General features: G+C 70.7%; 12 protein-coding genes. 9 read left to right on the forward strand and 3 right to left on the reverse strand.

The annotated features are described in order from the left end of the window. The first annotated feature begins 31 nt into the window (after nt 1-31). The 5 genes from AB0Q90_RS27665 (at nt 32) to AB0Q90_RS27685 (ending at nt 4,233) form a co-directional block, all read left to right on the forward strand. A complete protein-coding gene (locus AB0Q90_RS27665; RefSeq protein WP_030946750.1) occupies nt 32-304 on the forward strand; it encodes a phosphoribosyl-ATP diphosphatase in 273 nt (90 codons plus the stop codon). Nucleotides 305-355: 51 nt separating this feature from the next. Further along, complete coding sequence (gene hisG, locus AB0Q90_RS27670) at nt 356-1,213, forward strand: ATP phosphoribosyltransferase (protein ID WP_363164589.1); 858 nt, start codon at nt 356-358, stop codon at nt 1,211-1,213. A gap of 12 nt (nt 1,214-1,225) precedes the next feature. Further along, nucleotides 1,226-1,669 carry a PH domain-containing protein gene (locus AB0Q90_RS27675; protein ID WP_363164588.1) on the forward strand — a complete coding sequence of 148 codons (444 nt, stop codon included), beginning with the start codon at nt 1,226-1,228 and terminating at the stop codon, nt 1,667-1,669. 174 nt (nt 1,670-1,843) lie between these two features. Then, the gene (locus AB0Q90_RS27680) at nt 1,844-3,169 is read left to right on the forward strand and encodes a hemolysin family protein (protein ID WP_363164587.1); all 1,326 of its coding nucleotides are present in this window, start codon (nt 1,844-1,846) and stop codon (nt 3,167-3,169) included. After that, complete coding sequence (locus tag AB0Q90_RS27685) at nt 3,166-4,233, forward strand: hemolysin family protein (RefSeq protein ID WP_363164586.1); 1,068 nt, start codon at nt 3,166-3,168, stop codon at nt 4,231-4,233. Before AB0Q90_RS27680 ends, AB0Q90_RS27685 begins: the two co-directional genes overlap by 4 nt. 30 nt (nt 4,234-4,263) lie before the next feature. Here AB0Q90_RS27685 and AB0Q90_RS27690 read toward each other — a convergent pair whose 3' ends face one another. Both AB0Q90_RS27690 and AB0Q90_RS27695 read right to left on the reverse strand, forming a co-directional pair. After that, nucleotides 4,264-6,129 (reverse strand): AAA family ATPase, encoded by a 1,866-nt coding sequence (locus AB0Q90_RS27690; RefSeq protein WP_363164584.1) that lies wholly within the window; start codon nt 6,127-6,129, stop codon nt 4,264-4,266. 432 nt (nt 6,130-6,561) lie between these two features. Continuing rightward, a complete protein-coding gene (locus AB0Q90_RS27695; RefSeq protein WP_363164583.1) occupies nt 6,562-7,212 on the reverse strand; it encodes a hypothetical protein in 651 nt (216 codons plus the stop codon). Between the two features lie 167 nt (nt 7,213-7,379). On the opposite strand from AB0Q90_RS27695, the gene AB0Q90_RS27700 reads away from it, so the two are divergent. The 3 genes from AB0Q90_RS27700 (at nt 7,380) to AB0Q90_RS27710 (ending at nt 9,776) form a co-directional block, all read left to right on the forward strand. After that, complete coding sequence (locus AB0Q90_RS27700) at nt 7,380-8,741, forward strand: peptidase C39 family protein (protein ID WP_363164582.1); 1,362 nt, start codon at nt 7,380-7,382, stop codon at nt 8,739-8,741. Nucleotides 8,742-8,885: 144 nt separating this feature from the next. Beyond that, nucleotides 8,886-9,026, forward strand: a complete 141-nt coding sequence (locus tag AB0Q90_RS27705) for an SCO1431 family membrane protein (RefSeq protein WP_363164581.1) — start codon at nt 8,886-8,888, stop codon at nt 9,024-9,026. Between the two features lie 87 nt (nt 9,027-9,113). Further along, nucleotides 9,114-9,776 carry a TetR/AcrR family transcriptional regulator gene (locus tag AB0Q90_RS27710; RefSeq protein ID WP_363164580.1) on the forward strand — a complete coding sequence of 221 codons (663 nt, stop codon included), beginning with the start codon at nt 9,114-9,116 and terminating at the stop codon, nt 9,774-9,776. Nucleotides 9,777-9,827: 51 nt separating this feature from the next. Here the strand turns inward: AB0Q90_RS27710 and AB0Q90_RS27715 are convergent, their stop codons facing one another. After that, nucleotides 9,828-11,063, reverse strand: coding sequence for a glycoside hydrolase family 18 protein (locus tag AB0Q90_RS27715; protein ID WP_363164579.1), 1,236 nt, complete (start codon nt 11,061-11,063; stop codon nt 9,828-9,830). Between the two features lie 336 nt (nt 11,064-11,399). Here AB0Q90_RS27715 and AB0Q90_RS27720 point away from each other — a divergent pair, with 336 nt between their 5' ends. After that, nucleotides 11,400-12,572, forward strand: a complete 1,173-nt coding sequence (locus AB0Q90_RS27720; protein WP_363164578.1) for an acyl-CoA dehydrogenase family protein — start codon at nt 11,400-11,402, stop codon at nt 12,570-12,572. Nucleotides 12,573-12,969: the final 397 nt, after the last annotated feature.

Consider the following 12,969-nt stretch of genomic DNA (forward strand, 5'->3'; position numbering starts at 1 on the left):
TTTTCGCGTACCGCGTAGAGTGGGCGCCACCATGTCCAATAAGACGTTCGAGGAGCTCTTCACCGAGCTCCAGCACAAGGCCGCCCACGGCGATCCCGCCACTTCCCGCACCGCAGAGCTGGTCGGGAAGGGCGTCCATGCCATCGGCAAGAAGGTCGTCGAAGAGGCCGCCGAGGTGTGGATGGCCGCCGAGTACGAGGGCAAGGAGGCGGCTGCCGAGGAGATCTCGCAGCTGCTGTACCACGTCCAGGTGATGATGGTCGCGCGCGGGATCTCCCTCGACGACGTCTACGCCCACCTCTGAGCCGTACCCGTACCTCACCCCCGTAGAGAACGAACAAAGGAAGCCGACCTCATGCTGCGCATCGCCGTCCCCAACAAGGGTTCCCTGTCAGGCCCTGCGGCGGAGATGCTGCATGAGGCCGGCTACCAGCAGCGCCGGGAGTCCAAGGAGCTGCGGATCGTCGACCCGGAGAACGAGGTCGAGTTCTTCTACCTCCGCCCCCGCGACATCGCGATCTACGTCTCCTCCGGCCGCCTCGACATCGGCATCACCGGCCGCGACCTGCTGATCGACTCCGGCGCCAAGGCCGAGGAGATCCTCCCGCTCGGCTTCGCCCGCTCCACGTTCCGCTTCGCCGCCAAGCCCGGCACCGCGAACGGCGTCGAGGACCTGAAGGGCAAGACGGTCGCCACCTCCTACGAGGGCATCGTCGAGGGCCACCTCGCCGACCGGGGCATCGACGCCTCCGTCGTCCACCTGGACGGCGCCGTCGAGACGGCCATCGAGCTCGGTGTCGCCGAGGTCATCGCGGACGTCGTCGAGACCGGCACCTCCCTGCGCAACGCGGGCCTTGAGGTCTTCGGCGAGCCGATCATGAAGTCCGAGGCCGTCGTCATCCGCCGGATCGACGCGGACACCACCGCGGAGAACGAGCCCAAGGTGCAGCAGTTCCTGCGCCGCCTCCAGGGCGTCCTCGTGGCCCGGACCTACGTGATGATGGACTACGACTGCCGCGTCGAGCAGCTGGAGAAGGCCGTCGCCCTCACGCCCGGCCTTGAGTCCCCGACCGTCTCCCCGCTGCACAACGAGGGCTGGGTCGCCGTCCGTGCGATGGTCCCCGCCAAGGAAGCGCAGCGGATCATGGACGACCTGTACGACATCGGCGCGCGGGCCATCCTGACGACGGCCATCCACGCCTGCCGCCTCTGAGAGCCGTACGTCATGTCCGAACTCCCTGCCCTTCCTGTCACCTTCCGGCCGGGACGCACCCGTGCCGTGCTGCTCACCGCCGGTGCCGCGATCTTCGTGGTGATCAGTGCGGTGGCCCTGCTGCTGGAGAAGCTCGGCCCCGGAGAGCGCCTCAGCTTCATCCTCACCGGGGCGCTGATGTTCGGTGTCCTGGCGATGCTCGCCCGGGTCAAGGTCGTCGCCGACGACTCCGGTGTGACCGTGGTGAACATCGCGAGCAAGCGACAGCTGGACTGGGCCGAGATCATCCAGGTGAACCTCCGGCCCGGCGACCCCTGGGTGTTCCTCAACCTCAGTGACGGCACCAGCCTGCCCGCGCTCGGCATTCAGCCGGGCATCGCCAAGCAGCGGGCCATCACCGACGCCCGCGCGCTGCGGGCGCTCGTGGAGGCCCACGGCACGAGGCATCTGCCGTAGACAGCCCTGTCTTGATTAATCTGTTGGCGGAGGCGTTTTCCCGGCGCCTCCGCCGCTGATGTTCCCCCTGGTCCTCAGAGGCCCCCTGCTACCCGAGGAGTGACTCCCTCCAGCGATGGACGGATCGTCCTGTAGTACCTGCGCCGCCCCCTCCCGACATACCGAGGCGGCGGCATGACCATCCCCCTGCTGCTCCTTGCGGCGGCATTCCTGCTGATCCTCGCCAACGGCTTCTTCGTGGCGGCCGAGTTCGGCCTGGTGACGGTCGAGCGGCCGGAGGCCGAGAAGGCCGCCGCCGAGGGCGACCGCCGCGCCCGTACGGTCGTCGAGTCGCTGAAGGAGCTCTCCTTCCAGCTCTCCGGCACCCAGCTCGGCATCACCATCACCTCCCTCGTGGTCGGCATGCTCGCCGAACCGGCGCTCGCGGAGCTGCTGCACGGCCCGATCACCGCGATCGGCATCCCCGAGGGCGCCGTCTCCGGCGTCTCCGTGGTCATCGGCATGCTCCTGGCCTCGGCCGTGCAGATGGTGATCGGCGAGCTCGTGCCCAAGAACTGGGCGGTGTCCCGGCCGATGCAGGTCGCGCGTTTCGTAGCGGGTCCGCAGCACCTCTTCGCGCGCGTGTTCCGCCCGGTGATCGCCGGCCTGAACTCCGTCGCCAACCGTCTCGTCCGCGCGCTCGGCATCGAGCCCACCGACGAGCTGGCCTCCGCCCGCACCCCCGGCGAACTCGTCTCGCTGGCCCGCCACTCCGCCCGGGCCGGCACCCTGGAGCAGGACACCGCCGACCTGTTCGTACGGACGCTGTCGCTGGGCGAGCTGACAGCGCAGCACGTGATGACCCCGCGGGTGAGGGTCAGCGCGCTGCAGTCGTCGGCGACCGCCGAGGACGTGGTCAACCTGACCCGTGCCACCGGCCTGTCCCGCTTCCCGGTCTACCGCGAGCGGATCGACGAAATCGTCGGCATGGTCCACCTCAAGGACGCCCTGGCCGTTCCGGCGGCCGAGCGGCTGCGCACCCCGGCCGGCCGGATCGCCCGGCCCGCCCTGCTGGTCCCCGAGACGCTGCCGGTCCGGCCGCTGCTCGCCCGGCTGCGCAGCGAGCAGCCCATCGCGGTCGTCGTCGACGAGTACGGCGGCACGGCCGGCGTGGTCACCCTGGAGGACATCGTCGAGGAGATCGTCGGCGAGGTCCGCGACGAGCACGACGGTCTGGACGTCCCCGAACTCGCCGCCGCCCCCGCGGAGGACGGCCGCCCCGCCTGGGACGCCGACGGCAGCTGCCGCGTCGACACCCTCCAGCGCATAGGCCTCGACGTGCCCGAGGGGCCGTACGAGACCGTCGCCGGACTCGTCGCCGACCTGCTCGGCCGGATCCCGGTCCCCGGTGACCGGGCCGAACTGCCCGGCTGGCGGCTGTCGGTGCGCCAGGTCGGCCACTACCGCGCCGAGCGGGTACGCCTCGTGCGCACCGCGCCTGTGGTGGAGGCCGTCCGATGAGCGTGCTCCAACTCCTCTTCGCCGCCCTGCTCGTGCTCACCAACGGCTTCTTCGTCGGCGCCGAGTTCGCCCTGGTCTCCGTGCGCCGCAGCCAGATCGAACCGCTCGGCACCAAGCGGGCCCGCCAGGTCCTGTACGGCCTGGAACACCTGCCGCAGATGATGGCGGCCGCCCAGTTCGGTATCACCGTCTGCTCGCTGACCCTCGGCGCGGTTGCCGAGCCGACGGTGGCTCATCTGCTGGAGCCGGTCTTCGAGTGGATGCACCTGCCGCACGGCATGATCCACCCGCTGGGCTATGTGATCGCCCTGGCGGCCGTGATCTTCTTCCACCTCGTCATCGGCGAGATGGTCCCGAAGAACCTGGCGATGGCGGCCCCGGAGAAGGCCGCGCTGTGGCTCAGCCCCGGGCTGGTCGCCTTCGCCCGTCTGTGCAGGCCGATCACCCTCGCCCTCGGCGCCTGCGCCCAGGGCATCCTGCGGCTCTTCCGGGTCGAGCCCAGGGACGAGGTCGAGGCGGTCTTCACCAGCGAGCAGCTCAACCGGCTCGTCGAGGACTCCGGACAGGCGGGGCTGCTCGACCCAGAGGAGCAGGAACGGCTGGAGGACGCCCTGGAGTTGGGCTCCCGCCCGGTCACGGACGTGCTCCTGAGGCGCGAGTCGCTGGTGACGGTCCCGCCGTCGGTCACCCCGGGGCAGATCGTCGAGCTCACCGCCCGCACCGGGTACTCCCGTTTCCCGGTCGCGGTGGAGACCGGCGCCTTCATGGGCTATCTGCATGTGAAGGACGTCCTCGACCTGGAGGACTCCGACCGGGCCGTCCCGCAGCAGGTCTGGCGGCCGATGACGACGCTGCGCTCGGAGCTGCCGCTGGACGACGCGCTGACGGTCATGCGCCGGGCGGCCACGCATCTGGCGCAGGTCGCGGACGCGTCCGGCAAGGTACTGGGGCTGGTCGCGCTGGAGGACGTACTGGAACTGCTGGTGGGCGAGGTGACCGACCCGGCGCACCGGGAGGTGCCGAAGCAGCCGGAGCCCGAGCCGGAGCAGATGCTGGCGTCGTAGGCGGGGGCGGGCGCCCGCGGGATCCGGAGGTCACATGGCCGACGGATCCTGCGGGCCCCTTCCCGACAGCACCTCGCCGTACGCCTGCATCAGATCCGGCAACCGCAGTGTCGACAAGTCGTCCCGCGTCAGCGTGCCGGGATAGGTGGTCAACCGCAGATCCCGGTACGCACAGCTCTTCTCGTACAGGGTCCGCAGGAACCGCCCGTTGCCGAGCTCGTCGATCCACCCCTGGTCCACGACGTGCCCGGCAATCGAGCGCAGCTCGTCCAGCGCCTCCTCGTCCCACACGTCACCGTTCTCCGCGGCCAGCACCTCGCCGATGGAGGTGAGTTCGAGGGGACGGTAGGAGGGGAAGTCGACGCGGGTCGTGAAGCGCGAGGACAGGCCGGGGTTGGCGGCCAGCAGCCGGTCCATGCCCTCCGGATAGCCGGCCAGGATCACCACGAGGTGGTCGCGGTTGTCCTCGGCCCGCTTCAGCAGCACCTGGAGGGCCTCGTCGCCGTACGCGTCGCCCTTGCCGTAGCCGGAGTTGGACAGCGAGTACGCCTCGTCGACGAACAGCACGCCACCCAGTGCGGAATCGATCAGCTCGTTGGCCTTCACGGCTGTCTGGCCGAGGTACTCGCCCACCAGATCGGCCCGTTGCGCCTCCACCAAGTGGTCGCCGCCGAGCAGGCCCAGGGCGTAGAAGACCCGGCCCAGGATGCGGGCGACCGTGGTCTTGCCGGTGCCGGAGGGGCCGGAGAAGACGAAGTGCCGCTTGGGCGGCTGGACCGGAAGGCCCTGCCCTGCCCGCAGTCGGGCCATGTTCAGCTGCGCGGAGAGCGCCTTGACCTGGCGCTTGACCGGTTCGAGGCCCACCATGCGCTCCAGCTCGGCGAGGGCCTCCTCCAGTAACCCGGGATCGGTGGGCCCGGCGGGCAACGGCTGGGCGCTGGGCCCGGCCTTCTCGCGCACCGCCGGATCGGGCACCGGCGGCAGCGGACCGGTGGGCGGCAGACCGGGGTCGGACAGCTTCAGGTCCCGTCCCTCCATGCCGAACAGCGGGTCGAGGCCGTCCGGGCCCTCGACCATGTCCTGGCCGAGCCCGGTGAGCGTGATCGGTGCGAGGTCGCCCGCGTCGTCGTAGCCGTCGCCCTCGGCGATCGCCGCGAGTCTGGCCGAGGTGTCCATGAAGGCCGGGTCGACCCGGTGCACCGCCCGGTACAGGGGGAGGGCGGCCGCCGACCGGCCGGTGCCCTCGTGGGCCCGGGCCAGCCAGTAGCGCAGTTCCTTGCGCTGCGGCTGCTCGCTGCGGCAGCGCATCAGGGCCGCGGACAGCAGGGGCTCGGCCTGGCCGTACATCTCAAGGCGGACCCGGGCCATGCCGCCGAACAGACCGGCCTCGATGCCGAGCATGGCGTCGTCCAGGAGCGGGTCGGTGTGCCGGACCAGCTGCTCCCAGTCCTTGACCAGGTAGGCGCGGCAGGCGTGCAGGAAGCGCACCTGGGGGTCGGCGTCCACCGGCGGCAGGCCCGCGAGCGCCCGGTCGAGCTCCGGGACATGGCGGCCGTCCAGCCAGTGCGAGGCGTGCGCGAGCAGCAGGTCGCGCGGGCTCTCCAGCACCGGTTGCACCCACCAGCCCAGCCAGTACCAGGAGTTGAGGGTGCGGCGGTGCCGGGAGCGCTGTTCGCCGAAGCGGTCCCGGTGCCGGAACATCCTGAGCAGCGCGGTCGTCGTGTCGACGCGCAGCGCGTGCAGGCCGAGCCAGCCGTCGGCCATCCCGGGATCGATCCGCACCGCGGTGCGGAACTCCTCCTCCGCCTGCGGATAAGCGCCCATGGTGTAGGCATCCACGCCTCGCAGCCAGGCGAGGTCGGCCGGGGCCTCGGGGCCCTGCGTGCCGAAGTCCATCACGTCCCCCACAAACCGTGCCCCCGTCGGTTGGCCCCCGGGCCGTCGCCCGTCGGCCGCCTTCATCGAACCGCCGTACTGCGGACCGGAGTTGCGCGGTGCGCAGAGCAGTCCGTCCTAGGTCGCACCGAGGGCATCGTACCTGCGGTGGTGTCGCCCGCCCCAGGGTGCCGCACCGGCCGTTTGGTGAGGTGGGAGCGGATGGCATGCACGGGGGATGGTGACCCAGGGTGAGCGAATCACGCCTCGTCGCGCCCGGAAAACGGGCCGCGGGCAGAACGAAGCCCCCGATCACGGGGGAACAACCGGGGGCTTCGCGTCTGAGGGGCGGCCTCGAACGGCCGCACATTGAGAACGTAAGACCTGTACGACCCTTGGGTCAAGCCGAGTTGGAGCACTCCGGCAAGTTCTCGCGGGCCCGTCTTCACAAGTTCACCACATTGCGGATGGTCCATCACTCTGAGTGAAAGTGCCGCCCGGTTCAGCGGTCCCAGCAGGCCCGGAAAGCAGCTCGTACCCCTTCTCGCACTGCCGCACCAGAATGTCGGCGAAGGGTCGCGACGGGTCCGCGGAGAAGTGACTCTGTTCCGCCTTTACCCATCCGTCCCAGAACTCTCGCTGCTCCTCACCGTCCCGCGACCGCCCCCGCGCCCAGGACTGTGCCGGCGCCAGGTCCATCCACAGCAGACAGGCCAGATACGGCCGCAGCGCGCGGCGTCCGGCGCCGACCCCCTCGATCAGGATCACCGGGGCGGGCGGCAGGGGGAGTGGCGTCCCGAAGCGGCGGGCGCGCCAGTCGTAGGGGGCGTAGTGCGCCGTCCCGCCGCGGGAGAGGGGCTCGATCACCTGGGTGAGCAGCCGGCCGGTCCAGTCGAACAGCTCGGTGTGGCTGGCCAGGTCGTCGAGATGGAGCACCGGCGCCCCGTCCAGGGCCTCGGCCAGCCGTGCGGCGAACGTGGACTTGCCGGAGCCGGCGTGCCCGTCGACCCCGATCAGACGCACCGGCCCGCAGGACGCGGGGAGGCGGCGAAGCCGTGCGGCGAGGTCGTGAATGGCTGGTCCCGGGGTGAGTCGTGCGTGCACCGGAAGTCTAGTGATGCGGAGCCCCGGCGCATGCCAGTGGTCGAGGCCAATATTCCTGGCGCGGCATGGGCCGAAGTGCTGGCAGGAGCCTTCGCCTGCGTCCATAGTTGGCGCACACACCGTGCACTGGACCTGCCCCGACTCGGACACCTGGGGGTCTTCCGCCCATGAGCAGATCCGAACAGCCGTCCCGCAGAACCGTTCTGGCCGTCGCGGTCGCCGCAGCGGTGGCCGGTGGCGCCGGCCCGGCGGCCGCCGGCCCCGCGACGGACACCGCCGGAGCCGCCGAGGCTCCGGCCCGCACGATCGACAACCGCGCCTGGACGACGTACAGCGACTGGCGCTCCGGCTCCGCCAAGGGCACCCGCGCCGTCGCGGGCGCCCGTCCCGGCATCGTGATCGGCGCCCCGGTGGGCACCATCGACTACACCGACCCGCACACCGGCAAGACCGCCACCTGGGAGTACGCCACCTGGACCTCCCCGGTGCACCGGCTCACCGTGCCCTCGACGGAGGCGATCGCCTCCTGGAACGCGCACACCCCGGCAGGCACCTGGATCCAGGTCGAGCTGAGGGGGACGTACTCCGACGGCACGGACACGCCGTGGTTCGTGATGGGCCGGTGGGCCGCGGGTGACGAGGACATCAGGCGGACCTCCGTCGACGACCAGGGCGACGGCAAGAGCAGTATCTGGACCGACACCTTCGCGATCGACGACACGGCATCCGGGCTGCGCCTCACCTCGTACCGGCTTCGGCTGACGCTCTATCGCAAGCCCGGCGCGAGGATCACCCCCACCGTGTGGCGGGTGGGCGCCATGGGCTCCGACGTCCCCGACCGCTTCACCGTCCCGGCCTCCACCCCCGGCCTCGCCCAGGAGCTGACGGTCCCGCGGTACTCGCAGGAGATCCACGTCGGCCAGTACCCCGAGTACGACAACGGCGGCGAGGCCTGGTGCAGCCCCACCTCCTCGCAGATGATCATCGAGTACTGGGGCGGCCGGCTCACCGATGAGCAGCTGGCCTGGGTCGACCCCTCCTTCGCCGACCCCCAGGTGTGCCACGCGGCCCGGTACACCTACGACTACCAGTACGCGGGCTGCGGCAACTGGCCGTTCAACGCCGCCTACGCGGCCACGTTCAAGGACCTCCGGGGCGTGGTCACCCGGCTCGCCTCGCTGACCGACCTGGAGACGCTGATCGCGGCCGGCATCCCGGCCATAACGTCCCAGTCCTTCCTCAGGGAGGAGCTCACGGGGGCGGGCTACGGCACCTCCGGGCACCTGATGACCGTGATCGGCTTCACCGCCGAGGGCGACGTGATCGCCAACGACCCGGCCTCGCCGAGCAACGAGGCGGTGCGGCGCGTGTATCTGCGGCGGGAGTTCGAGAACATCTGGCTGAGGACAAAGCGGTACAACTCCACCGGAAAGGTGGTCTCCGGTACCGGCGGCGTCTGCTATCTGTACTTCCCCGCCCGTCCGAGCGTGCGCCAGTGCGCGGCGCTCGCGGCGGTCGGCGTGCGCTGACGGCCGGGGCGAACGGCCCTCGCGGGGCAGCGGCGGGGGCCGTTCGCTGTGACCAAGGTCTCCGCCGCAAATGCCCTGCCGGGTGGCAAGGTGGACAGAACGACACGGGGCTCCGTCCCGCACGCACGACGTCAGCGAGAAGCCATGACCGCGAACTCAGCCACCGCCGCACGCGTCCGCACCGGCGGCCCCAAGGACGACGGCCCGAAGGTCCTGGAGCACGTCATGGGCTGGGTCCTCGTCGTGGTCGTCGCCATGTTTGCGACCCAGCTGGGCCTGCTCTGACCAACGCCCCGTCCACCGTGGCCCGACCCCGTATTTGACCTGTCATACTGCGGATGTCCCGCCGCCCGTTGGAGACCAGGGTCGAAATTGAGTATCAGTCAGCAGCACGATGCCGTCCCCCGTCCCCGGGCGCGCGGCACCGAGCGGTCGGCGGCGCGCCGTGCCGAACTCATCTCCATCGGGCGGAGGTTGTTCGCCGACATCTCCTACGACGCGCTCTCGATGGACGACATCGCCCGGCAGGCGCATGTCGCCAAGGGGCTGATCTACTACTACTTCCAGTCCAAGCGCGGCTACTACCTGGCGATCATCCAGGACTCCGTCGCCGACCTCGTGACCTACGCGGGCAGCGGCGTCGAACTGCCCCCGGTGGACCGGGTCCACCGCACGATCGACAGCTATCTGCGCTACGCCGAGCACAACCAGGCCGCCTACCGCACGATCGTCAGCGGCGGCGTCGGCTTCGACGCCGAGGTGCACGCCATCCGGGACGGTGTGCGCGAGGCAATCGTCACGACCATCGCCGAGGGCGCGTACGGGCGTGCCGACCTCTCCCCGCTGGCCCGGATGGGCCTGGTGGCCTGGGTGTGCAGCGTCGAGGGCGCCGCCCTGGACTGGATCGACCGCCCCACGCTCTCCCGCGACACCATGCGCGAGCTGCTGGTGAAGACGCTGGGCGGCGCCATGCGTGCCATCGAGGAGCTCGACCCCGCCCACCCGGCCCCGCCGCCCGCCCGCCGGGAGGCGTGACGAAGGGGCGGGAGCTCGTGGTCCCCCGCCCCAAGTCCCCCCTCGCGGGGGCTAGTTGATGGCCCTGATCAGCTCACCGCCTGCGGTGTCACCGCTCAGTTCCCAGAAGAACGTGCCGCCCAGACCCTGCTGGTTCTTGTACGTCATCTTCGTCGCGATGGTCGCCGGGGTGTCGTAACTCCACCAGTTGTTCCCGCACTTGGCGTAGGCCGTGCCGCCCACGGTGCCGGTGGCCGGGCACTTGGTCCTGAGCACCTTGTAGTCCTCGATGCCCTGCTCGTAGGTGCCCGCGGCGGGGCCGGTCGCCGTACCGCCGGGCGCCGACTGTGTGACTCCGGTCCAGCCGCGGCCGTAGAAGCCGATGCCGAGCAGAAGCTTGGCGGACGGGATGCCGAGGCCCTTGAGCTTGGCGATGGTCGCCGAGGTGTAGGTGTTGGCCTTCGGGATGCCCGCGTAGGAGTTGAGCGGTGAGTGCGGAGCCGTCGGGCCGGTGGCGTCCCAGGCGCCGAAGTAGTCGTAGGTCATGGGGTTGTACCAGTTCACGTACGGGGCGGCGCCCGCGTAGTCCGCCGCGTCGATCTTGCCGCCGGCGGTGGCGTCGGCCGTGATCGCCGCGGTGACCAGGTTGCCGGTGCCGAACTTGGCGCGCAGGGCCTGCATCAGGTTCTTGAAGGCCGCCCGGCCGCTGGTGTCGCAGGTGGCGCCGCAGGCGTTGGGGTACTCCCAGTCGATGTCGATGCCGTCGAAGACGTCCGCCCACTTGGAGTTCTCGACGAGGTTGTAGCAGGACTGGGCGAACGCGGCCGGGTTCCGTGCCGCCTCGCCGAAGCCGCCCGACCAGGTCCAACCGCCGAAGGACCACAGGACCTTGAGGTTCGGGTGCTTCTTCTTCAGCTCGCGCAGCTGGTTGAAGGTGCCGCGCAGCGGCTGGTCCCAGGTGTCGGCGACGCCGTCCACCGACTCGGCCGCGGTGTAGGTCCGTTCGGTGGCGGCGTAGTTGTCGCCGATCACGCACTTGCCGCCGGTGACGTTGCCGAAGGCGTAGTTGATGTGGGTGAGCTTGGCCGCGGAGCCCGACGTCTCGATGTTCTTGACGTAGTACTTGCGGTCGTAGGTGCCCCATTCGGTGAAGTAGCCGATCACCTTGGAGCCGGCGGTCACCTCCGGGGCGGAGGACTTGGCGGTGGCCGTGCCCGCGCCGGCCAGCAGCCCGGCGCCGAGGACGGCCGCGCACGCGGCGGAGATCAGGGATCGGAACCGGGCACGGGGGCGGTGCGAAGTGTGCATCGGGTGTCTCCTCGTGGGGGAGAGGGGAACGCGCGCCGATTGGCATGAACGCGGTAAAGCGTTGGTCCGCACAGTAGGAGGACTAGACCAGTGCGGTCAATGGTTCGGACCAATTTGGCGACCTCGCCGTTCGCCCGTGGATTATTCTTGGAGTAAGCGGTCGTTAACTGGTGACGGGATGCCTGCGATCGGGCATACTCACAGCGCGCAGCCGCTGGTCAGCCGCTTCCGAGACCCGGGAGAGCGAGCATCGGCCGACATCAGTCAGACCCGGCGGAGTCGCCCCACCCAAGGCGCACACCCGTCGATGTGCCCGACAGGGAGGAGAGCGTCGCCATGCCCGACCACGCCCCGCAGCCGGTGGACCGTCAACTGCCCACGGACGAGGCCCGGGACTTGATCTCGCTCGTCCGCGACATCGCCCAGCGTGAGATCGCCCCGAAGGCGGCCGAGGAGGAGGACGCCGGACACTTCCCGCGCGAGGTCTTCACCCTGCTCTCCGAATCCGGCCTGCTCGGCCTGCCCTACGACGCCGAGTACGGCGGCGGCGACCAGCCGTACGAGGTCTACCTCCAGGTCCTCGAAGAGCTCGCCATGGCCCGCCTCACCGTCGGCCTCGGCGTCAGCGTGCACACGCTGGCCTCCTACGCGCTCGCCGCCTACGGCACCAAGGAGCAGCAGGTCGAGCACCTGCCCGCGATGCTCGGCGGGGGCCTGCTGGGCGCCTACTGCCTGTCCGAGCCCTCGTCCGGTTCGGACGCCGCGTCCCTGCGCACCAAGGCCGTACGGGACGGCGAAGACTGGGTCATCACCGGCACCAAGGCCTGGATCACCCACGGCGGCATCGCCGACTTCTACACGGTCATGGCCCGCACCGGCGAGGACGGCCCGCGCGGGATCACCGCCTTCCTGGTGCCCGGTGACGCGGCGGGTCTGAGCGGCGCCGCGCCCGAGAAGAAGATGGGCATGAAGGGCTCGCCGACCGCGCAGGTCCACTTCGACGGCGTCCGGGTCCCGGACGACCGGCGGCTCGGCGAGGAGGGGCAGGGCTTCGCGATCGCCCTGTCCGCGCTGGACTCCGGGCGGCTCGGCATCGCGGCCTGTGCGATCGGGGTGGCCCAGGCGGCCCTGGACGAGGCCGTGGCGTACGCCACCGGGCGGCGGCAGTTCGGGCGGCCGATCTCCGACTTCCAGGGGCTGCGCTTCATGCTCGCCGACATGGCGACCCAGATCGAGGCGGGCCGCGCGCTGTACCTGGCCGCCGCGCGCCTCAGGGACGCGGGCCGGCCGTTCGCCAAGCAGGCGGCCATGGCCAAACTGCACTGCACGGACGCGGCGATGAAGGTGACCACCGACGCCGTCCAGATCCTCGGCGGCTACGGCTACACCGCCGACTTCCCGGCCGAGCGCTACATGCGCGAGGCCAAGGTGCTCCAGATCGTCGAGGGCACCAACCAGATCCAGCGCATGGTCATCGCCCGTCACCTCGCGGGTCCCGAGGGGCGCTGAACTGCCCCGGCCGCACTGTCGGCGCCGCCAGCCGGACCCACTCCGGGTCGTGGCGGCCCGGCAGGGTGCGGCCGCGGTCGGCCCAGGTCCGCAGCAGATCACGGTAGATGGGCGGGTCCTGGAGCTGCGGCGGCGCCGGCTGGGGCGGCGGGGCCCGATGCGGCGGAGGGGGCTGCGGAACCGATTCTGCGGGTGGTGGCACGAAGATGCGTCGCTGACGCCCGGTCGTTGAATATGTGGGGGTCATACCAGGGGAACGCGGGGGCGACCGGGCAGGTCACCGATGGACGGAATCGGGCGTGCGTTCGCGGGCGTCCGGTTCCTTCTCTGGCCACCCGAGGTTGCCTGACGTACCGTCAGGCCAGCCCGCCTCCAGGGAGGTTTCCCGTGGCCGACG

Origin of the sequence: Streptomyces sp. NPDC079141 (genome assembly GCF_040686775.1) — a bacterium.
Lineage (GTDB): Bacteria > Actinomycetota > Actinomycetes > Streptomycetales > Streptomycetaceae > Streptomyces.